The sequence below is a fragment of the Enterovibrio qingdaonensis genome, from assembly GCF_028683135.1.
GTDB classification, from domain to species: Bacteria; Pseudomonadota; Gammaproteobacteria; order Enterobacterales; family Vibrionaceae; genus Enterovibrio; species Enterovibrio qingdaonensis.
In genome coordinates this window covers 1-21,580 of sequence record NZ_JAJUBB010000020.1, presented here as the reverse complement: position 1 = coordinate 21,580, position 21,580 = coordinate 1, and the positions used below count along the sequence as shown (strand labels likewise).

Here is a 21,580-nt window from a genome sequence, read left to right as displayed (position 1 = left end):
AATGAATGAAGTTGCAAAGTTAGATGACTTGGATCGCCAAATTCTGCGCACTCTAATGGCAGATGCGAAAGTCCCTTACGCCGAAATGGGAAAACGTTTTGCCGTGAGCCCCGCGACGGTGCACGTCCGCGTAGAAAAAATGAAAACCGCAGGTATTATTACTGGAACGGAAGTCCTGGTGAACACTAAAGCACTGGGCTATGACGTGTGCTGCTTTATCGGGATCAATCTATACGCTGCTCGAGACTACCATTCGGCCATCGAGAAACTGCAACAACTCGATGAGGTGGTCGAAGCGTATTACACCACGGGGGCCTACAATATTTTCGTCAAGCTGATGTGTCGTTCTATTGAAGAGTTGCAATACGTGCTGATTGATAAATTACAGGCCATTGATGAAGTGCAGTCGACCGAAACCCTGATCTCATTGCAGAATCCGATAAAACGCAACGTATCACCGTAATCGGGCGGTCGTAAACGCAAAAAAGCCAGCGCATGCTGGCTTTTTCAATGAGAAGGCTGACTACTCAGTGCTTTCTTGATTAGGCAGTTCTGGCAACTCCATCTGCTGCTCTTCCGCTAACCAACGCGCTACGTCTTTCGCAAAGTAAGTCAAAATACCATCCGCACCGGCACGCTTAAAGCACAGCAGCGATTCCATCACTGTCTTACGCTCATCAAGCCAGCCGTTCAAGGCTGCTGCTTTGTGCATCGCATACTCGCCAGATACCTGATAGGCAAAGGTCGGTACTTTCAGCTCAGTTTTTACGCGACGAACCACATCCAGATAAGGCATACCCGGCTTCACCATGACCATGTCTGCACCTTCATTGATGTCCATAGCAACTTCGTGCAAGGCTTCATCTGTGTTAGCAGGATCCATTTGGTAAGTTTTTTTGTCGCCACCTTTCAGGTTTGCCGACGAACCCACTGCATCGCGGAAAGGGCCGTAATATGCTGACGCATACTTTGCGGAGTAAGCAAGGATCTGCGTATGGATATAACCCGCGTTTTCCAGTGCTTCACGAATTGCCCCAATGCGGCCATCCATCATGTCTGACGGTGCCACAATATCCGCGCCCGCTTCAGCATGCGACAGAGCCTGCTGAATAAGGACTTGTGTGGTTTCATCGTTCAGTACATAACCGTCTTCGTCAGTCAGACCGTCTTGACCAGACAGCGTGTACGGGTCGAGAGCCACATCGGTGATCACGCCCATTTGCGGTACATGTTCTTTCAATAAACGAACAGCACGCTGCACCAACCCCTCAGGGTTATGCGCTTCATCCGCTGTGGCAGACTTAAACTCTTGCGGCACAACAGGGAAAAGGGCGATAGCGGGCACACCCAGCTTTGCCAGATATTCTGCTTCATACAACATCAAGTCGATAGACAGACGCTCGATACCCGGCATGGAGTCGATACTTTCACGGCGGTTTTTACCCATTAAAACAAACATAGGGTAAATCAGATCGCTCGCTGAAAGTTGGTTTTCAGACATCAGACGACGGCTGAAGTCATGCTTGCGCAGACGGCGCATACGACGGGCAGGAAACGCACCCTGAATAGATACGGTCACGGTATCCTCCTTAATCCAAGTACATAGAAAGCATCATATACCCAAGCAACCTGAAGATACAGGGTTCGACTCCTCTTAAGGAAAGGCATCTTCAGGTTGTTTGAGGATTGCATTTACAAACCAAAGAATCGACGAGCGTTACTCGTGCTTTGTGCGATCAACTGTTCCGCATCCTGCTGACGTAACAACGCTATTTCGTTGGCAATATGAGGGAGATAGCTCGGCTCGTTGCGGCTTGATTTGGGCTTAGGCTTCAGATCTCGAGGCAATAAATACGGCGCGTCGGTTTCGATCATTAACTTATCGTCTGGAATGAGTGGCACAATCTCACGCAGTGCTTCCCCACGACGCTCATCGCACACCCAGCCAGTGATCCCAATATATAGGCCGGCCTCTAAACATGCGTTTAACTCGTCTTCTGAACCTGTAAAACAATGCAGAACTGCTCCAGGCAGTTTATCTAACCAAGGTGTTAGAATCGCCATAAAGCGCTCGTGCGCATCACGACAATGCAAAAATACGGGCATGTTGAGCTCGGCCGCAAGTTTTAAGTGCGCGTCAAACACCGCTTCTTGCTGCGGTCGAGGTGAGAAGTCGCGGTTAAAATCCAATCCGCACTCCCCTATGGCCACAACCTGAGGTTGCATCGCCAACGTGCGAATCGAGGGCAGAGATAAATCTTCGACCGATTTTGCATCATGGGGATGAACACCCGCCGTTGAATACGCAAAATCAGGGTAACGCAACGCCAACGCTGCCGCTTCCGGACTGGAATCTAAATCGGTGCCGGTTAAAACCATCGCTGTGATACCCGCGTTTTTAGCGCGCATGACTACGTCATCGCGGTCCTTATCAAATCGGCTACTGGTGAGGTTGACGCCTATATCTATCACGTGTGTTCCTGCCCAAATGGGAGACATAAAAAAAGCCAGTGTAACACTGGCTTTTCGATGTTTGACAGGCTTTAACCTTGGCTGTGCTCTTCATTTTCACTTTCATCACCACGCGGTTTATAAAAGCGTGAGAAGAAAAGGCCGACTTCAAACAGCAGACACATTGGAATGGCCAATAAGGTCTGTGAAATGATGTCAGGCGGCGTCAGTAGCATACCAACAACAAACGCTGCAACGATGATATAAGGACGTTTCTGACGCAAATCATCAGGGTCAACCGCACCCGTCCACACCAACAAAATGATGGCAACGGGTATTTCAAAGGCAATACCGAACGCCATAAACAACGCGAGAATAAAATCCAGATAGCTTGCGATGTCCGTCGCTATCTCAATATTTTCTGGTGCAATGGAGGTAAAGAACCCGAAAACAAGCGGAAACACGACAAAATACGCAAACGCCACGCCGCAGTAAAAAAGCAGTGAACTGGACGCCAGAAGCGGCATCACCAAACGCTTTTCGTGTTTATACAACCCCGGAGCTACAAATGCCCACATCTGGTACAAGATCATCGGTACCGCCAAAAACACCGATACCACCAAGGTTAACTTGATGGGGGTGAAGAATGGCGACGCGACATCTGTCGCGATCATGCTTGTCCCTTCTGGAAGACGATCAACTAAAGGTGCAGAAACGAAGGTGTAAATATCGTTGGCAAAATAAACCAAGCAAAGAAACACCACCAGCACAGCCAACAAGGCGCGCAGGAGTCGGTCTCTTAGCTCTACCAGATGACTGATGAGCGGTTGGGTATCTTCAACAGATGACATAGATTCTCGACAAAAAACTGGGCCCCACCCAGACAACCGTTATTCGGTCTTGTCCTTGGTAGGGCTGGATACGCTTGCAGCGTCTGTATTGTCGCTCTTCGGTGAGTAAGGGCGTTGTACATCTTCCGCTGCTTTTTTGAGCTCATCAACTGACTGTTGTAATTCTGGAGACAGGTTTTTCATGCCCATCTGCTCGGCTTTTTTCAGGTTATCCTGCAGCTCTTGAATTTTGAGCTCTTGTTCCAGCTCATCTCTCACAGAACCCGCCATACGACGAGCCGCACCAATCCAGCGCGACACGTTACGAATAGCCACCGGCAACCGCTCAGGGCCGAGAACCACCAAACCAACAACAGCGATTAGGATCAGCTCCCAAAAACCGATATCAAACACGGATTAAGCCTGCTCTTTGTCTTTCGCTTCGCTTTTTTGTGCCGTACTGTTTTTTTCTTCCAGTTTTTCCTGGCCGAAATCAGCATCTTTCTTCTCGTCGTCAGCCATGGCTTTCTTGAAGCCCTTTACCGCCGAGCCCAAATCGCCGCCAATGTTGCGCAGCTTCTTGGTTCCGAACAGAAGAATAACGATGACTGCAACGATCAGCAGTTGCCAAATACTAATACCACCCATGCTAGTGCTACCTCTGCGTTATGTGGTGAATAAAAAAGTAACCGGAGTCTACTCGGATACTGTTACAACTAAATTGATAAATCTCACTTATTGAACGCTCGCCACGCGAACATCCAACTGAACACGGCAATTCCCCCTGCAACCTCAGGAAGAACTTCGATCTGATTGCTATAGAGTATGGCAGATGTCACCAGCATCGTGGCACCAACACCTAATAAGAATTTTGCCTTATTTTGGCGTTTTCTTGCTGCCATAAACTCTCTGTACATAACATCCATTCGCTGATTGACCTGCCTTCCCTGTCGCAGGCTATCGTAAACCAGCTCAGGTAATTCAGGCAGTTTTTCAGCCCAAAATGGTGCTTTTTCTTTAATTGCATTCCACACCGCTTGTGGACCAACTTGGCGCCCCATCCAATCTTCAAGGAAAGGTTTAGCGGTATCCCATAAATCCAATTGGGGATATAGCTGTCTGCCCAAACCTTCTACGTACAATAAGGTCTTTTGCAACAGTACCAATTGCGGCTGAACCTCCATATTGAAGCGTCGCGCAGTGTTAAACAAATTTAACAGTACATGCCCAAAGGAGATCTCGCACAGTGGCTTTTCAAAAATGGGCTCACAGACCGTTCGAATTGCAAACTCAAACTCATCGACATTGGTATCGTGAGGCACCCAGCCCGAGTCAACATGAAGCTCGGCAACTTTGCGGTAATCGCGATTAAAGAACGCCAGAAAGTTTTCAGCCAGATAGCGTTTATCTTCACGGTTCAATGTGCCGACAATGCCACAATCCAGTCCAATCCATTGCGGATCTTCGGGGTGGTCATAAGACACGAACACATTCCCAGGGTGCATATCTGCATGGAAGAAGCTGTCTCGAAATACCTGCGTAAAGAACACTTGAACACCACGTTCAGCGAGCAGCTTCAAGTTGGTGCCGTTAGCTTTTAGCCCTTCAATATCCGAGACCTGAATACCGTAAATACGCTCTGACACCATTAACGATGTTCGACAGTAATCACTGAACACTTCTGGGACATAAAGGATATGGTCGTTTTCGAAATTGCGACGAAGCTGAATGGCATTGGCCGCTTCTCGCATCAGATCCAGCTCATCCAGCAAGGTCTTTTCATACTCGCGTATTACCTCAACAGGTTTTAAACGACGAGCTTCTGGCAAGAAGCGGGAAACGATACGCGCCATGCGATACATCAGTTTGATGTCAGCTTGAATAACCGGAAGGATGTCAGGACGAATTACCTTGAGTACCACTTCTCGGCCATTTTCTTTCAAGGTCGCAGTGTGCACCTGAGCGATGGACGCTGAGGCCAGCGGCGTTTCATCGAAATCATCAAACCAGGTTTCCAACGGTCCACCCAGTGCGTCTTCCATTTGCGCTTTGGCGAGTTTGCCATCAAACGGCTCTACTTGGTCTTGCAACATAGCAAGCTGATCGGCAATGGCAGGAGGGAAAAGGTCGCGACGGGTAGACATCATTTGACCGAACTTGATCCACACGGGACCCAGCTCTTGCAAAGCAAGGCGCAGACGCGCGCCCATAGCTTTGTCTGTGTGACGGTTTTTCATCCAAAACAGCATCTTTCGCATCAGGTGCGGACCACGGGTGATCGGCTGCTTTGGCAATAGTTCGTCCAGCCCGTAGCTAAGCTGAACCTTGGTAATTTTATAAAGACGACGAATTTCGCTAGGTGTCATGCGCGCTCCGTCTCAGTGGCTGCTAGACGTTTCTCCAGCGCGTCAAAACGGGCAGACAAGCGTGAGGCTTGACTTTGCACATCATCAACCTGATCGGCGAAATAGGCAATTTCCAGCGCACCCGGTGCAAGGCGCCACTCCTCAACCACCAGCTCACCCACATAACGTTGATTACGCTCAGTCATTTGTTTGAGAAATGCCATACCCTGCTGCGCGCCGCGCACCAATGTATGCGCCACAACATCACCCGTGTAATGAGACAGCCACTCGGCAATATCAGGGTTAATACCGTTAAGTAAGTTGGAGAACTGCTGAGCAACGTCAATGTCACCATCTAAGTGCAGCTTGTCCTGCTTGATTAGCTTGGTCAGGTTGGCTTTGTCTTTAAGTTGCGGTGCAACGGAAATCGCCAGTGCCAGCTCACAGTCCGCCTCACCTTCATAAGCTGCAAGCACATCAACTTGTTGGCTGAAGACGAAAATCAGCTGTTTGTTGATATCAGTCAGGCGAACGCGCAGAACGCTGCCCTTCAGCTTGGCTAATCGACGCTGGCTTTCCCCATCCTGACGGATAAGCGTGTTTAAGCTGGTTTCAACGACAGCGGTAACCAATGGGTCTAGAGGCATAACTATCCCTTAGAACTTGTAACCGCGGTGCAGTGCAACAATGCCACCGGTCAGGTTGAAGTATTTAGTTTGCTCAAAGCCTGCACTTTCCATCATGCCCTTCAGGGTATCCTGATCTGGGTGCATACGAATGGACTCCGCTAGATAGCGGTAACTTTCAGCATCGTTCGCAATGATTTCGCCCATTTTCGGCAGAAGATGGAAAGAGTATGCGTCGTAAACTTTAGATAGCGGCTCAACAATTGGCTTAGAGAATTCCAGCACCAGCAGGCGACCACCGGGTTTTAAGACGCGATACATCGAACGCAGTGCTTTGTCTTTGTCGGTGACATTGCGAAGGCCAAAACCAATCGTGATACAGTCAAAATAGTCATCTGGGAACGGTAGCTCTTCCGCGTTCGCCTGCACGTAATTCACGTTGCCGACAATGCCGAGGTCTCGCAATTTATCACGGCCTACATTCAGCATGGAATTGTTGATGTCCGCCAGCACGACTTGGCCTTTGTCGCCAACAATGCGAGAGAATTTTGCAGTGAGATCACCAGTACCACCAGCAAGGTCAAGCACACGATGACCTGGGCGAACACCACTGCAATCAATGGTAAAACGCTTCCAAATTCGGTGGATACCCATCGACATCACGTCATTCATGATGTCGTACTTTGCGGCTACGTTGTGAAAGACGTTAGCTACCATGCCAACTTTGTCTTCTTTGGCTACGGTCTGAAAACCAAAGTGAGTGGTATTCTGTTCCGCGTCTTGCATCACGCCCTGTGTTGTATCTGTCATTGTAAACCCCTGAGTAACACCGGGCTGGAAACTAAAAATACCCGATATTTTTGCCGCTTAGTGTACTTTACATACTCAATCAATCACAAGGAGCGCGAGTAAGACGAGCACTGGCATCTCGAGGTTATTTGAGCATGCCCTTAGTGTCCGGTTAAAGAGCTTGGTACGCCAATCCTTTGTCACTTCAATCCGATGAAACGTCCAGTGTCGCTATCTCTTCACTGTCATCTGAGGTGTCTTTTTTCAGCATAGCGGGACTGATATCTCGCTTCACTTCTACGCCTAACGCTTTAAAACTCTCTGCCTGACGCAAAATATTACCGCGACCACTCGATAGCTTATTTACCGCGTTTTGATAACTGTCACTGGCTTTATCTAACGCCACGCCCATTGCCTCGACATCAGAAACAAATAAACGCAGCTTGTCGTAAAGTTTTGCCGCTTTATCCGCAATTAATCGCGCATTCTGGTTTTGATGCTCATAACGCCACAAGTTATTGATGGTGCGCAGTGCCACCAACAAGGTGGTTGGACTCACAAGCATAATGTTGTGATCCAATGCCTCACGAATAAGTGACGGCTCGGCTTCAATGGCGATTTGGAATGCAGGTTCGACAGGAATGAACATCAACACATAGTCGAGGCTTTGAATCCCGTGTAACTGATGATAATCCTTACGTCCTAAGCCTCGAATATGCCCACGAATAGACGCAACATGCTCACGCAGTGCAATGTCTTTCTCTGTCAGCGTTTCGGCATGGTAATAGCGTTCATACGCGACCAATGCCATCTTGGCATCAATCACCACATCTTTTTCTTGCGGCAAGCGAACAATGACATCAGGCTGATAGCGTTTGCCATCTTCGTTTTCAAGACTAACTTGCGTCTGATATTCATAGCCTTCACGCAGACCTGACTCCTCAAGTACACGTGCTAAAACCACCTCTCCCCAGTTGCCCTGCTGCTTATTATCCCCTTTCAATGCCTGTGTGAGTGCCACGGCCTCGCGGGTCATGTCTTCATTGAGCTTTTGAAGGTTCTTAATTTCATGCACTAAGGTATGACGCTCCTTGGCTTGCTCACCAAAGCTATCCGTCACCTGCTTTCTAAATCCTTCTAGTTGCGTTTTTAGCGGGCCAAGTAACGACTCCATACTTTGGCGATTCTGCTCATCGACGGTACGGGTTTTATGATCGAAGACTTTGTTAGCCAGACTTTCAAATTGCACGCGAAGACGCTCTTCGGCACCTTCAAGCAGGCGAATTTTCCCTTCGGCCGCCTCTAGCTGCTCTTCTGTGCGGGTTTGCTGCTCACGGAGCGTAAGTTCAAGTGCCGCCTTGTTATCACGAAGGTTATCGAGCGTATCTGTAAGCTGCTCTTTTTCGGCGCGCAACAGCTCCATTTGACGGAGCTTCTCAGCAGCACCGGCCAGTTTCGCATATTGCGTACGAAGCTCTGCGCTTAACCTGTCACGCTCAAGATCCAGCCCGTCTAATTCATCTTTTAATGATTGATTCTCAGTGGTGAGATGCGCCAATGCCGCCTGACTGATTTTTTCATCGGCCAGTCGTTGCTGCTCGATAAGTGCGCGCAAGTTACGTAAGGCCTGTCTATGATAAATACCGCCAAACGTGGCCACGGCGACACCGCCTAATCCCGCCGCTATCCACACTGCACTGTCGGTAAGCAGGGTTGCAATCTGCATGCTGATAACCTTTTCATTTCTCGTGATATCCCGTAAAGAAGGCTAATCAGACACTGGATAAATGTCCAGCTTTTCCAGTGGTGGTTATTTGCACTAGACTGCGGGATTCTCAACCTTACTCTAAATAAGTGCATTACATGAACGACCGCCTTGCGATCAGCTACGGACTGGCAGCCGTATTGCTTTGGTCTACCGTTGCTACCGCGTTTAAAATTACCCTCTCCTACATGGATCCGATTCAAATGCTGGCAGCGGCCAGTGTGGTATCTACCCTTTCGTTGATCGCCGTTGCCGCTTGGCAAGGGAAACTGAACCAGCTTTCATCGACGTTTGCTAAACGCCCACTGTATTACTTGATGCTGGGGCTGATTAATCCGTTTATTTATTATCTGGTTTTATTCAAAGCATACGACTTGTTGCCCGCCTCATTAGCACAACCATTGAATTACTCGTGGGCAATTACGCTGACATTGATGGCTGCCATCTTTCTGGGTCAAAAGATTCGAAAGCAGGATTGGATAGCGGCAGCATTGGGATATGCCGGAGTGGTGGTGATCGCCACAAAAGGGGATATCTTCAGCCTACAGTTTGACAGCCCAATGGGGGTAGGATTGGCACTGTTGTCGACTCTTCTTTGGGCTGGCTATTGGATTTTAAACGCAAAAAACCAAGCGGATCCCGTGATTGGGCTCTTGCTTGGTTTTCTACTCTCACTGCCGTTTTCCATCGGCCTTAGCCTGTATACCTCTGACTGGCAGGGTATTCCGTGGCAAGGTTGGCTCGCCGTCAGTTATGTTGGCCTATTTGAAATGGGCATCACCTTTGTACTTTGGTTAAATGCCGTAAAATTAGCCAGCAATGCCGCGAAGGTCAGCAACCTTATTTTTATTTCGCCGTTCATTTCACTGATATTGCTTGCCACAATAATAGGCGAACAAATTCATCCAACGACCTTGATCGGGTTGGTGATGATAGTGATTGGATTAGTGATTCAGCAGCGAAAAAGCAAAGCTTAAATAAAAACGCGATTAACCATTACGCTGCGCGAGATACTCGCGTAGCTCTTCTGCGGATATCCCGTCATTGGCCATTTCTTGCGCCAACTCTTGTACACGTTCACCGCGACGTTCATGAATCACTTTATTAAACTGATGTACCAGTTCGCGTAAGCTACTGATTGGTACTTGGCGTGCTGCGCGTTGAACACGCTCTTCGCTCATACCACTTAATTCAGTAAGCAATTTACCAAACATTATTTTCTCTGGAGATTCGTCAAGCATCTCCAGATGACGAGCTAATTCAAGCATCGACATCGACATATTTATTTACTGCCTGTAATTTGAATTTGAAAGGTTTTGGAGTTATCGCACATTAAATATACTCCCTTTCGTGATTAAACAACAAAAAAAACCCGCACAATTTTAATTGGCGGGCAAATACTTGGGTATTTCGGTTGTCGAGACCGTGCGCTTTCCGCGTCTTATTTTTAAATCATTTGATTACAACTAACATTCTGCAACGTGCCAGCGTTTACCTTTTGCTGACCAAAGCAGCAATAAACCCGGAATCATCAAGAACATATGAAAAGCCAATAGCTCTGGCTCTGAGAATCCAACACGCTGACTAAGGCTGACCAGAACACCAGAGCCACTCATTTGGAACAGACCCAGCAATGCCGCTGCCGTACCTGCACGCTGACCAAAAGGTTCCAATGCTTTACCTGCAGCAGAGCCCAGTACCCATGCAAAACCAAATGAAGAGATAAACACGGGTACCATAAAGGCCCACGGGGCTTGGATGTGGCTAAACGACAACATAAGCACACCACCAAACACTAAAGTGATCAGGCCGCCATTAAGCGTTTTACGACTGCCAATCATGTCCATCACCTTTGGTGCAGTCATCGATGCGAAGATATTAAACGCCGCATTAATACCAAACCACACAGTGAATTCCTCCATGCTAAGACCCAAGCCATTAATGAGGCGAACAGGCGCAGACGTCACGTAGGACAAGATCACTGACATGGCTAACAAGCAAAGCATAGCGTGGTAAACAAACGCTGGCTCTTTCAACACTGACCAGTAACGAGCAGGGCTAAGCAGAGAGCCTGATGTATCGGTGTCTGCTGGTCGAGTCTCTCGGAACAAAGTAAACACCAGCACAAAAGCCACCAGCGCAAATGCCATCATAAAGGAGAAGTTTGAACGCCAGCCAAACTGAGCAGTTAGCCAAGCCCCCAAAAGCGGAGCCAATGCAGGGATAAAACAGATAGCACCGTTAAGATAACTGATCATCTGGCCGCAACGCTTACCGCTAAACGTATCGCGCACCGCTGCAAAGGCACATACAGACGTTGCACATGCACCCGCGCCTTGCAGCAAGCGTGCTGCTAATAAGGCATCCATTGACGATGCAATCCATGCTAACCCCGCACTCACGGTATATATGGCGATGCCCGCCATCGCAACGGGGCGACGCCCAAAGCGATCGGCCAACGGTCCAGCCACTAATTGCCCCAACCCCATGGTGACCAAAAACCAAGAAATGGTGTCTTGCATGCGAGTAACAGAAACACCCAGCTCCTGCGCCATTAACGGCATTGCAGGGAGGTAAATATCAATAGCCAGTGGGCTGAACAGAACCAGCAGCACCATTAACGCAACTAAGCGGCCATCAGGTTTTGAAGAAGGGGTGGACATAGGTTTCTCCTGATAATTTGGCGTGCAGTGTAGTGAGATTTTGATATGAATAAAAATGGTATATATTCAGGTCAGACATTCCCATTTGGAATAACACTCAATGAACCTCAATCAACTGCTGCGTTACGACCTCAGTTTGCTGATTTGTCTGCATGTGCTGCTGGAAGAATGCAACGTTACCCGCGCAGCCCAGCGGCTGCACCTGAGCCAGTCTGCGGTCAGCAAGAGCCTTGGCAAGCTGCGCGAACAATTTGATGACCCCCTGTTTAACCGCACATCCCGTGGACTGCATCCAACGCCAAAAGCACTGTCGCTAAAAGCAGGGCTGAAAAACCTGCTTCAACATGTGGAAGGGCTGACGATTTCAGATGAGTTTGATCCTGCCACTAGCGATCGACGCTTTCATTTGTCTTTGGTGGAAAGCTCGTATCCGCTACTGATGCCACGATTTCTTGGTGAGATTCTCGATGCCGCCCCTTCCATCACACTTTATACCGAGGCTTGGGGGCGCCACACGTTTGATTCAATGGCACGCGGTGAAGTGGATTTTGGCATCACTGGCAAGGACTTAAACCCCGCAGATGCCATGCTGACGCTAATGCCACCGAAAGGCATCATTTACGAAGAGCTGTACCAAGACCACCAGCGTGTGATCGTGCGAAAGGGGCACCCTGTTTTAGATAAGCAGTGGAACCTCGATGCCTACCTCAAACAGCGTCATGTTCAGGTACGTTGTGATGGCAGCGATCGCTGGCTGCTGGATTACAAACTTGCAGAGCTGGGGCTAGATCGCGACATTGCAATGTACGTGCCGGACTTCAACAGCGCGGCGAGCCTTTGTACCCACACGGACTTGGTCTTTACCTCACCGTCACACTTTGCCAATGCGGTCGCTAAACAGCTTAATTTGCAGGTGCTGCCGTTACCGACGCCGCTGCCGCCGATGGCATATACCCTGTTCTGGCATCAAAGCCAGCAAAATGATCCCGGCCACCAATGGTTACGCCAGTTGATTATTTCGCGTTGTCGACAGATGACGGAAATTGCAGCGGCTGAGGAAAACAGATAGCTTATGCTATCTACATACAAGATTTCTTACCCATACCTGCCGATTTGGCCCATTCGCGGTTGGAGAGTGGCAGGTATTACCAATAGGACGACAAATGCACGCCATTATTGCTGAACGCGTCGATGCATTGAGACGCTGGCTGGACGATCACGCACTGGACGCACTGATCATTCCGCACGAAGACGAATTTCTTGGAGAATACATTCCCGCGCACAACGAGCGCCTCCATTGGGTTACTGGCTTTACAGGCTCTGCCGGTGCTGCCGTGATCACCCGTGAAAAGGCTGCCATGTTTGTGGATGGTCGCTACACGGTACAAGTTCGCAAGCAAGTGCCGGGTGAGATTTTCGAATACCGCCACCTGATTGAAGAACCTGCGCTGCAATGGCTGCAAGACAATCTGGCACCTGATAGCAAAGTAGCCGTCGATACTCGCCTTCACAGCGCAAACTGGCTGATAAACGCTGAGCAGACAGTGGAAGGCAAACTGGCACTGGTACGTATCGACAGCAACCCTATCGATGCGATTTGGCATGACCGCCCAGCCCCTTTACTGACGCAAGCTCGCTTGATGAGCAACGAGTTCGTTGGCCAAGGCAGCGCAGAGAAACGCGCCCAAATCGGTGAAGTAATTGCCAAAGCAGGTGCAGACGCGGCATTGCTGAGCCAATTGGACAGCATTTGCTGGCTGCTGAACATTCGTGGCGGCGATGTGTCTCGCCTGCCAGTGCTGCTATCAAGTGCGACAATCCAAGCCAATGGCGATGTCACACTGTTTATCGACCCAAGCCGCCTACCAGAAGGCTTTGCAGCGCACGTTGGCGCGGGTGTTACCGTGGCATCACCGGATGAGATGGCATCAGCACTGACAGCATTTAACGGCAAAACCGTCATGGTTGACCCTATGACCAGCAACGCGTGGGCAAGCCAAGTGCTGAGCCAAAACGGCGCAGACATCAAACACGCAGCTGATCCATGCATGCTGCCAAAAGCAGCCAAAAATGCGACTGAGATTGCAGGCATGAAAGCCTCACACGTGCGCGATGGCGTGGCCGTTAGCCGCTTCCTTGCATGGCTGGATCGCGAGGTTACTGCAGGCAATCTACCTAACGAAGCAGAGCTTTCCGACAAGCTTTACAGCTTCCGTGAACTCGACGACACCTTGGCAGATCTGAGTTTTGACACCATTTCAGCGGCAGGCGGCAACGCCGCCATGTGTCACTACAACCACCTGAATCAGCCAGCACCAAGCAGCCTGGAACTGAACAACGTGTACTTGGTAGACTCCGGCGGCCAGTACCCAGACGGCACCACCGACATCACCCGTACTGTTGCGATTGGCGAGTGCGATGCTGATGTGAAAACCACGTTTACACTGGTGTTAAAAGGCCACATCGCACTGGCAACTGCGCGTTTCCCGAAAGGTACTGCGGGCAGCCAACTGGATGCATTGGCACGCCAGCACTTGTGGGCGCACGGCTTTGACTACGACCACGGTACTGGTCATGGTGTCGGTCACTTCCTGAGTGTTCACGAAGGCCCTCAGCGCATCGCTAAAGCTCCAAACACAGTGGCATTGCTATCCGGTATGGTGCTGTCAAACGAGCCAGGGTACTACCGTGCAGATGCGTTCGGTATCCGTATCGAAAACCTAGAGCTGGTTGTTGAAGTACCGACCGCTGGCGACATGACAGTATTGGGCTTTGAGTCGTTGACGCGCGCGCCTATCGACCGTCGCTTGGTTGATGTCTCTTTGCTAACTGACAGCGAAATCGCATGGTGGAACGATTATCACCAGAGAGTGTGGCAGGATGTGAGCCCAGCATTGGACGGTGACGATCTGGCATGGCTTGAGCAAGCCACTGCGCCTCTATCTCGCTAAGCAAGATACTCCCGTAAAAGAAAAGAGCACCGTCAGGTGCTCTTTTTTATTTTGAAGCCATTAACCGGAATAGCTCGGGTCCCAGTCTTTCCACACCACTTCAAACCCTGCCGCCTTGACCGCCTGCGCGACCGCTGCAGCACTGCGCTCGTCGGATACCGCAAACTGTTCAAGCTCGGGCACATCATCGGCATACCCACCCGGTTGGGTTTTCGACGCTGCTGACATAGTAGTGATGCCAAGCGGCAACACCTTATCGCGAAACACCGGCGACTCGCGGGTCGAGAGCGACAATTCCACTTCTGGGTTCAGCAAGCGGTAGGCACAGATAAGCTGCACCAATTGCCTGTCCGACATCACCGACTTTGGCTGCACCTTGTTTAGCGAAGAACCGCCTTCACAAGGGCGAAGCCTAGGGAACGAAATCGAATAGCGGCTTCGCCAATAGGTGCGCTCAAGGTAATCCAGATGACTCGCCACCAAAAAGCTGTCAGTGCGCCAATCATCGAGGCCAATCAAAGCACCAATACCAATCTTGTCGATACCCGCGCGCGCCAGCCTGTCGGGCGTATCCAGACGGTAGGCAAAATCGGTTTTGTTGCCGCGAAGATGGTGCTCACCATAGGTCGCCCGGTTATAAGTTTCCTGATACACCATCACCGCATCCAAACCGAGGCCTTTAAGCTCTGCATATTCCACTTCTTCCAGCGGCTGCACTTCCATGGCCAGATAACTGAAGTGGCGTTTTATCGCTGGCAGTGCCTCGCGAAAATACGCCATGCCCACTTTGGTTTGGTGCTCGCCCGTGACCAGCAAAATGCTGTCAAAGTGCATGGCTTTGATGGCATTGCATTCACGCTCAATGTCATCAACAGACAAGGTGCGGCGCTTGATGCGGTTTTCCATTGAAAAGCCGCAGTAAGTGCACGCATTGGCACATAGGTTCGACAGATAGAGCGGCACATAAAAATTGACCGTATAGCCGAAGCGGCGGCGGGTTAACGCGGCCGCTTGTTGCGCCATCGCTTCTAAGTGTGCGTCTGCCGCGGGAGAAATCAGGGCTTTGAAATCCTCCAAATCGCGCTTTGGTTTCGCCAACGCGCGAAGCACATCGGCCTCTGTCTTTGCGCCGATGGACAAGCGGATATCATCCCAATCCTGCGTTTCCCAAAATGTTGAAAAACTCATCCCTGTCTCCACCTTTATGCCAGCTCATCAAGGAAGGCGGTTAATGGGCTTGATGCCACCGCATGCCTCACCTGACCGGCCAGTCCCGCTTCATAAGCCATACGCCCAGCTTCCACGGCCATCTTGAAGGCTTTCGCCATCGCAACAGGGTTCGCTGCCGCTGCAATCGCGGTATTTACTAACACTGCATCCGCCCCTTTCTCCATCGCTTCCGCAGCATGAGAGGGCGCACCAATGCCAGCATCAACCACTACGGGCACCTTAGCCTGATCGATGATGATGTCGAGAAAATCACGCGACGCGAGACCTTTGTTACTGCCAATTGGCGCGCCAAGCGGCATCACTGCCGCACAACCCACCTCTTCCAGATGCTTACACAGCACAGGGTCAGCATGGCAGTATGGCAGCACCACAAAGCCTTCTTTGACCAAGGCTTCCGCGGCTTTTAGCGTCTCTATTGGGTCCGGCATCAGGTATTTGGGATCAGGGTGAATTTCCAGCTTCAGCCAGTTGGTGCCCAAGGCTTCGCGCGCCAATCTTGCCGCGAAAATCGCTTCTTTCGCCGTCTTTGCACCTGACGTGTTTGGCAGCAAGTTGACGCCAGATGCAATGAGTGGTGAAAGGATGTCATCGTCGCGGTTTTGGATATCCACGCGTTTTAGTGCCATGGTTACCAGTTCAGAGCCACTGGCAATCAGGCTCTCGGCCATCATTTGGGTGCCCGAGAATTTGCCCGTTCCGGTAAACAAACGGGAAGAAAAGGTTTTATCGGCAATCTTTAACATGACTAACCTCCGGCAATAGCCTGGAATACTGCAACCTGAATTCCGTCGGTCAGCGCAGTTTCCTGCCACTGGCTACGGGGAATAATGTCACCACCAATGGCGATAGCGACGGCCTTTTCGGGTAACGCCAATTCCGCTACCAAGGCCAACAAGTTGGTGGCAGCGGATGGCGAATATGCCTGTTCATTAAGCCAAATCTGCATCTGGCACCTCCGTGTTCACACACTGGCAGACGCTGCAGGTCGGATCGGAAGGCACCTTCATCGAGCGCAAACTTAGCGTTTTGCCATCTAACTGATAAAAAGACGATTGGGACTGGCTCTGGTTCATCAAAAGCTTTAACGCTTCTAACGCCTGAAAGTTACCGATGGTCCCGACTACAGGGCCCACCACGCCAGCACTTTGGCAGTTTCTTGGTGCAGCCTCTTCATTGACGGGAAACAGACAGTGATAACAAGGCGATGAGGTGCGAGAGAAATCAAACACCATCAATTGCCCTTGCCAACCGATAGCCGCACCGGCAACGAGTGGTTTGCGATTCTCTGTGCAGGCCTTATTCACGGCTTGTCTTGTTTGCATGTTGTCACTGCAATCAAGCACCACGTCCGCAAGCGATACTTCCAATGACAAGGACATACCGCTTAAACGTCTGGCGACAACGCGGCAACGGCTCTCACTATTGAGTGCTGACAATTGCGCCGCCAGTGCCTTTGCTTTGTGACTGCCAAGGTCGCTTTCGCGATAAGCCACCTGACGGGGAAGATTGGACAGTTCCAATTCATCGTCATCTGCCAACACAAGCTGGCCCACGCCCGCACCGGAGAGGTACAAGCCTGCAGCCGTGCCAAGGCCGCCACACCCGACAATCAGCACCTTGGCATTTGCCAAGGTGCTTTGATTGTCTTCACCCCATTCCGACAGCATGACTTGTCGGCTGTAACGCTGAAACGCCTGATCAGAGAGCGGTTGCTTCGCCATGGCGCGCTTCCTCATTCAAGATGTCAGCGAAAGATTGCAGCGTGGCCGCCAAGTCACAGGACTGGGTCACCGCACGTACCACTGCAACTGCATCCACACCGGTTTGCCACACCTCTGACACCACGGACAAATCAAGACCGCCAATTGCGACCGTTGGCACTTGTCCATTCACGGTTTTCAGGTGTTTGGCAAGCTGCGCCACGCCTTGTGGTGGCGTTGGCATCTGCTTCGTGGGTGTTGGAAAAATATGGCCAATTGCGACATAACTAGGGTTAATGGCTAAGGCTAAATCCAGCTCGTTGGCCGTGCGCGTCGACACACCTAGGCGGCCCCCCGCGTTAGCGATCGCCGCCAGATCCGCGGTTTTCAGATCGTCCTGCCCAAGGTGGATCCCATATGCGCCTGCAGCCAAGGCTTTTTGCCAGTGATCATTGATAAACACCTGTGCGTCACAGAGTTTTCCACACTTCACAGCTTCTTGGATCATGGCGTCCAACTGCGGATGCTCAGCGTCTTTTACTCGAAGCTGCACGGTTTTGACGCCAAACGCCAACAATCGCTTTAGCAACGCCACATCATCGACAACCGGATACAGGGGGCCAATGCCCCCCTCCATACGGGCAAAGCTCAAAGAAGGTTTCATGCTCCCTCCTTATGCTTTGGTATGGTAAAGCTCGCTGCCTTTAGCGAGAAACTCGGCCGATTTTTGTTTCATGCCTTCGAGTGGGTCTTCCAACATCTTGACTTCGATGGCTTCCCCCTCTTCGATGTTCTTCGCGTACTCTCGAACCTCTTGGCTGATCTTCATGGAACAGAATTTTGGTCCACACATAGAACAGAAGTGTGCGACCTTGCCCGACTCCTGCGGTAGCGTTTCATCGTGGTAAGCGCGCGCGGTGTCTGGGTCGAGCGCGAGATTGAACTGATCTTCCCAACGGAATTCAAAGCGCGCTTTTGACAAGGCGTTGTCACGCACCTGTGAACCCGGATGGCCTTTAGCCAAATCTGCCGCGTGTGCGCAAAGCTTGTAGGTGATAAGGCCGGTTTTCACATCTTCCTTGTTGGGCAGGCCCAAATGTTCTTTGGGTGTCACGTAACACAACATTGCACAGCCGTACCAACCAATCAGTGCGGCACCTATGCCTGAGGTAATGTGATCATAACCCGGTGCAATGTCAGTGGTCAGTGGGCCTAAGGTGTAGAAAGGTGCTTCATGACAGTGCTCTAGCTGCTCTTCCATATTTTCTTTGATAAGGTGCATCGGCACATGACCCGGGCCTTCAATGATCACCTGTACATCGTATTCCCATGCAATCTTGGTCAGCTCGCCCAGTGTTCGCAGTTCAGCAAACTGCGCTTCATCATTTGCATCGGCGACGGAGCCCGGACGCAAGCCATCACCTAGAGACAGAGCCACGTCATACTTCGCACAGATTTCGCAGATCTCACGGAAGTTGGTGTAAAGGAAGCTTTCGGTGTGGTGCGCTAAACACCACTTCGCGATGATTGAACCGCCGCGCGAGACAATACCCGTTACACGTTTAGCCGTCATGGGCACATAGCGCAACAAGACACCTGCATGGATGGTGAAGTAATCCACCCCTTGCTCGGCTTGCTCAATCAAGGTGTCACGCATGACTTCCCACGTCAGGTTTTCCGCAACACCATTCACTTTCTCAAGTGCTTGGTACATAGGCACTGTGCCAATTGGCACTGGGCTATTTCGAAGAATCCACTCACGCGTTTCGTGAATATTTCGACCGGTAGACAAATCCATCACGGTATCTGCGCCCCAGCGAGTCGACCACACCAGTTTCTCCGTTTCTTCTTCAATCGATGATGTCACCGAGGAATTACCGATGTTGGCATTCACTTTCACGAGAAAGTTACGACCAATGATCATTGGCTCTGATTCAGGGTGGTTGATATTGGAAGGAATAATTGCGCGACCTTCGGCAACTTCTTTACGCACAAACTCCGGCGTAATTTCTTTTGGCAGGTTAGCACCAAAGCTTTGACCTGGGTGCTGATGGTTTAGCTGTTCATCTGTAAACTTCTGACGCCCCATGTTTTCACGGATGGCAATGTATTCCATCTCTGGGGTAATAAGCCCCTTACGCGCATAGTGAAGCTGTGTAACACACTGACCTTCTTTAGCGCGACGAATTGTCGGCAGATTGCCAAATCGAAGCTCATCGAGGGTTTCATCATCTAGACGAAGTTGTGCAAAGTCAGAACTAACGCTGTCGAGAAACTCTGTATCACTGCGCTCTTCAATCCAGCGTTCACGCAGTTTTGGCAGACCACCGTAGATATCAATCTCATAACTAGGGTCGGTATAAATACCCGAGGTGTCATAAACACGAATGGGTTCGTTAGGTTCAAGCTCAGGATTGTCCTTTGTGCCGCCCACAAGGCTGGGAGACAGCGAGATTTCACGCATGCCTACCCGGATATCGGGACGCGAGCCTTCTACGTGGATTTTCTGAGAATTGGGAAAGGGTTGCACCGACAGGTTATCAATAAACGCTTTTGCTTCGGTACGGGCTTGTTTACGATTCGACATAGCATTACTCCAGTATTTATTGGGAATAAATGCTTGCCGGATTTGCTGAGCAAGAGGTATGAGTCGTTAGATAAAGATCTGCTATCTCTATTACACGCTCACTACACATTTTCTCTTGTTCCCTTCGCAGGTATTAGCCTGATCAGGTTCAACGGATCCCGCTTTCGCAGTCTCAGCCAAATGGCACTCCGACAAGTATCAAATGCAGTATAAGAAATGTACTACGTCATCTCAACAGCTGTTAACGTGACTAACCGCGCATTAGCAACTGAAAGCCAGCCCACGCAGCAAAGATACAAACGAACACGTTAAGGACAATGTTCAACCCCATTTTGAACCATTCTCCTTGCTGTAGAAGCAAAACGTTATCCATAGAGAAGGTCGAAAACGTCGTTAGGGCACCCAAAAAGCCTAGCCCGATCAGATGCCTCCAAGGCCCTGGCCCAAATGTTTCTTGCTCTAGACCTGCAACAAGGAGCCCCATGATAAATGAGCCAACCACATTGACTGTCAACGTTCCATATGGAAATCCACGACCCAACAACATGACACATAGTTCGGAGATTAAATAGCGAGAGCAGGCACCAAATGCGCCGCCAAGCCCAATATAGAGTAGCAATATGGCTTGATTCATTAGCAATAACCATTGTGGATTTTTAAGTAGGCATATCATACGCCCTTAAAACAACGAGTGCTAAATCGATAAATGGAATAATAAGTTTTGCGCAGAAATGAGAAGGGCTGTCGAAGATGTAAATGTCAGAAACGAAAAAGCCCCAGCATTTCTGCTGAGGCTTTAAATCTGGCAGGGGTGGAGAGATTCGAACTCCCAACACGCGGATTTGGAATCCGCTGCTCTGCCAATTGGAGCTACACCCCTATACGAACGCCATTCTAGCGATATTTAGATAAATTGCTAGAAGATAATGCTAAAGAGCGTTCAACTGGACAGATATCGAGCAATACTATGATTTTTCAGCGAGTTTTTGCTTATATTTGTTAAACGCCAGCAATGCGATGACAGCGGGGGCTGCTACTGCAGTAGCTACCGCAGTGCAAAGTAGTGTCATCTGAATTAAAGCAGACAAATCTCCCATCCTAGGATCTCCAAAGGTTTCAATTAGGTTCATAGTAACGTGACAAAAAACAGTTGATATGTGCCGATCTCGAGAAGAATACCAATAGAAACTCAACTGATAATCTCTATATCTTTACATTCGGCCAACCATGGCTCGCTGTCAAATAATTCATACATAATGATAACATTATTAATTCTTATTATTCATGGAATTAATAATCATGTGATTTGCGTCGCGTACAGGAGAGTAACTTTAGAATCCAAATATCAATACATAGATACAGTGGCTTAAACAAGCCATAGAAAGCTTGAGCATTGAAACAAACTCCAACCGTGTGATTTCTCACAATCCTCTTGGAAAATTCAGATGCAAAAAAGCCTAGTTATTTGAAACGGACAACCCAGTGAGGGCTTCTTAATAAGTGTTAGAGCGGATGGGACTCAATGGGGACGCCTAGTTGCGCACGGCAAGTGGGGCCGGCCTCCCGGACGCGACCTAAAGTGCGAATCACTTTTCAGGGTTGCAGATAGCAAAAAACCTCAGCATTTCTGCTGAGGTTTCTTT

General features: G+C 49.9%; 23 protein-coding genes, 1 tRNA gene and 1 riboswitch. Of the genes, 4 read left to right on the top strand and 20 right to left on the bottom strand.

Annotated elements, in window-relative coordinates; genetic code table 11:
• Position 1: 1 nt before the first annotated feature.
• Entirely contained in the window at positions 2 to 463 is a 462-nt protein-coding gene (gene asnC, locus LRP49_RS20350) for a transcriptional regulator AsnC (protein WP_274144450.1), read from the top strand.
• 60 nt (positions 464 to 523) lie between these two features.
• Here the strand turns inward: asnC and hemB are convergent, their stop codons facing one another.
• The 9 genes from hemB to rmuC all read right to left on the bottom strand — a co-directional run bounded on the left by hemB (position 524) and on the right by rmuC (position 8,767).
• On the bottom strand, positions 524 to 1,579 hold the full coding sequence (gene hemB / locus LRP49_RS20345) for a porphobilinogen synthase (protein WP_274144449.1): 1,056 nt from the start codon (positions 1,577 to 1,579) through the stop codon (positions 524 to 526).
• Between the two features lie 113 nt (positions 1,580 to 1,692).
• Entirely contained in the window at positions 1,693 to 2,472 is a 780-nt protein-coding gene (gene tatD / locus LRP49_RS20340; RefSeq protein ID WP_274144448.1) for a 3'-5' ssDNA/RNA exonuclease TatD, read from the bottom strand.
• Between the two features lie 71 nt (positions 2,473 to 2,543).
• Positions 2,544 to 3,302, bottom strand: a complete 759-nt coding sequence (gene tatC / locus LRP49_RS20335; RefSeq protein WP_274144447.1) for a Sec-independent protein translocase subunit TatC — start codon at positions 3,300 to 3,302, stop codon at positions 2,544 to 2,546.
• 39 nt (positions 3,303 to 3,341) lie between these two features.
• The gene (tatB, locus tag LRP49_RS20330) at positions 3,342 to 3,695 is read right to left on the bottom strand and encodes a Sec-independent protein translocase protein TatB (RefSeq protein ID WP_274144446.1); all 354 of its coding nucleotides are present in this window, start codon (positions 3,693 to 3,695) and stop codon (positions 3,342 to 3,344) included.
• Between the two features lie 3 nt (positions 3,696 to 3,698).
• Positions 3,699 to 3,929, bottom strand: a complete 231-nt coding sequence (tatA, locus tag LRP49_RS20325; RefSeq protein WP_067413228.1) for a Sec-independent protein translocase subunit TatA — start codon at positions 3,927 to 3,929, stop codon at positions 3,699 to 3,701.
• An 83-nt stretch (positions 3,930 to 4,012) separates the two neighbouring features.
• The gene (gene ubiB / locus LRP49_RS20320) at positions 4,013 to 5,647 is read right to left on the bottom strand and encodes a ubiquinone biosynthesis regulatory protein kinase UbiB (RefSeq protein WP_274144444.1); all 1,635 of its coding nucleotides are present in this window, start codon (positions 5,645 to 5,647) and stop codon (positions 4,013 to 4,015) included.
• A complete protein-coding gene (locus LRP49_RS20315; RefSeq protein WP_274144442.1) occupies positions 5,644 to 6,273 on the bottom strand; it encodes a ubiquinone biosynthesis accessory factor UbiJ in 630 nt (209 codons plus the stop codon). The genes ubiB and LRP49_RS20315 overlap by 4 nt, the downstream gene beginning before the upstream one ends.
• A gap of 9 nt (positions 6,274 to 6,282) precedes the next feature.
• Positions 6,283 to 7,062 (bottom strand): bifunctional demethylmenaquinone methyltransferase/2-methoxy-6-polyprenyl-1,4-benzoquinol methylase UbiE, encoded by a 780-nt coding sequence (ubiE, locus tag LRP49_RS20310; RefSeq protein ID WP_274144440.1) that lies wholly within the window; start codon positions 7,060 to 7,062, stop codon positions 6,283 to 6,285.
• Between the two features lie 184 nt (positions 7,063 to 7,246).
• The gene (rmuC, locus tag LRP49_RS20305) at positions 7,247 to 8,767 is read right to left on the bottom strand and encodes a DNA recombination protein RmuC (RefSeq protein WP_274144438.1); all 1,521 of its coding nucleotides are present in this window, start codon (positions 8,765 to 8,767) and stop codon (positions 7,247 to 7,249) included.
• 137 nt (positions 8,768 to 8,904) lie between these two features.
• Here rmuC and LRP49_RS20300 point away from each other — a divergent pair, with 137 nt between their 5' ends.
• Positions 8,905 to 9,783 carry a DMT family transporter gene (locus LRP49_RS20300; protein ID WP_274144437.1) on the top strand — a complete coding sequence of 293 codons (879 nt, stop codon included), beginning with the start codon at positions 8,905 to 8,907 and terminating at the stop codon, positions 9,781 to 9,783.
• Positions 9,784 to 9,795: 12 nt separating this feature from the next.
• On the opposite strand, the gene tsrA is transcribed toward LRP49_RS20300, so the two are convergent.
• Together tsrA and LRP49_RS20290 are read right to left on the bottom strand one after the other, a co-directional pair.
• Positions 9,796 to 10,086, bottom strand: a complete 291-nt coding sequence (tsrA, locus tag LRP49_RS20295; protein ID WP_274144435.1) for an H-NS-like global regulator TsrA — start codon at positions 10,084 to 10,086, stop codon at positions 9,796 to 9,798.
• Positions 10,087 to 10,272: 186 nt separating this feature from the next.
• Complete coding sequence (locus tag LRP49_RS20290; protein WP_274144433.1) at positions 10,273 to 11,469, bottom strand: multidrug effflux MFS transporter; 1,197 nt, start codon at positions 11,467 to 11,469, stop codon at positions 10,273 to 10,275.
• Between the two features lie 100 nt (positions 11,470 to 11,569).
• On the opposite strand from LRP49_RS20290, the gene LRP49_RS20285 reads away from it, so the two are divergent.
• Complete coding sequence (locus tag LRP49_RS20285; RefSeq protein WP_274144431.1) at positions 11,570 to 12,538, top strand: LysR substrate-binding domain-containing protein; 969 nt, start codon at positions 11,570 to 11,572, stop codon at positions 12,536 to 12,538.
• A gap of 94 nt (positions 12,539 to 12,632) precedes the next feature.
• Complete coding sequence (locus LRP49_RS20280) at positions 12,633 to 14,420, top strand: aminopeptidase P family protein (protein WP_274144429.1); 1,788 nt, start codon at positions 12,633 to 12,635, stop codon at positions 14,418 to 14,420.
• Positions 14,421 to 14,480: 60 nt separating this feature from the next.
• Here the strand turns inward: LRP49_RS20280 and thiH are convergent, their stop codons facing one another.
• The 9 genes from thiH to LRP49_RS20235 form a co-directional block, all read right to left on the bottom strand.
• The gene (gene thiH / locus LRP49_RS20275) at positions 14,481 to 15,608 is read right to left on the bottom strand and encodes a 2-iminoacetate synthase ThiH (protein WP_274144428.1); all 1,128 of its coding nucleotides are present in this window, start codon (positions 15,606 to 15,608) and stop codon (positions 14,481 to 14,483) included.
• Positions 15,609 to 15,622: 14 nt separating this feature from the next.
• A complete protein-coding gene (locus LRP49_RS20270; protein WP_067413202.1) occupies positions 15,623 to 16,393 on the bottom strand; it encodes a thiazole synthase in 771 nt (256 codons plus the stop codon).
• Positions 16,394 to 16,395: 2 nt separating this feature from the next.
• Positions 16,396 to 16,596 carry a sulfur carrier protein ThiS gene (gene thiS / locus LRP49_RS20265; RefSeq protein ID WP_274144425.1) on the bottom strand — a complete coding sequence of 67 codons (201 nt, stop codon included), beginning with the start codon at positions 16,594 to 16,596 and terminating at the stop codon, positions 16,396 to 16,398.
• On the bottom strand, positions 16,580 to 17,371 hold the full coding sequence (locus LRP49_RS20260; protein ID WP_274144423.1) for a HesA/MoeB/ThiF family protein: 792 nt from the start codon (positions 17,369 to 17,371) through the stop codon (positions 16,580 to 16,582). The genes thiS and LRP49_RS20260 overlap by 17 nt, the downstream gene beginning before the upstream one ends.
• Entirely contained in the window at positions 17,349 to 18,014 is a 666-nt protein-coding gene (gene thiE, locus LRP49_RS20255) for a thiamine phosphate synthase (RefSeq protein WP_274144421.1), read from the bottom strand. Before thiE ends, LRP49_RS20260 begins: the two co-directional genes overlap by 23 nt.
• A gap of 9 nt (positions 18,015 to 18,023) precedes the next feature.
• The gene (gene thiC / locus LRP49_RS20250; protein WP_274144420.1) at positions 18,024 to 19,937 is read right to left on the bottom strand and encodes a phosphomethylpyrimidine synthase ThiC; all 1,914 of its coding nucleotides are present in this window, start codon (positions 19,935 to 19,937) and stop codon (positions 18,024 to 18,026) included.
• Positions 19,938 to 20,039: 102 nt separating this feature from the next.
• A riboswitch (TPP riboswitch) is annotated at positions 20,040 to 20,138 on the bottom strand.
• A gap of 49 nt (positions 20,139 to 20,187) precedes the next feature.
• Positions 20,188 to 20,571, bottom strand: a complete 384-nt coding sequence (gene crcB, locus LRP49_RS20245) for a fluoride efflux transporter CrcB (protein WP_078751549.1) — start codon at positions 20,569 to 20,571, stop codon at positions 20,188 to 20,190.
• Between the two features lie 169 nt (positions 20,572 to 20,740).
• Positions 20,741 to 20,817: transfer RNA gene (locus LRP49_RS20240), tRNA-Trp, on the bottom strand.
• A gap of 85 nt (positions 20,818 to 20,902) precedes the next feature.
• Positions 20,903 to 21,025: a hypothetical protein gene (locus LRP49_RS20235; protein ID WP_274144585.1), complete on the bottom strand. Its 123-nt coding sequence runs from the start codon at positions 21,023 to 21,025 to the stop codon at positions 20,903 to 20,905.
• Positions 21,026 to 21,580: the final 555 nt, after the last annotated feature.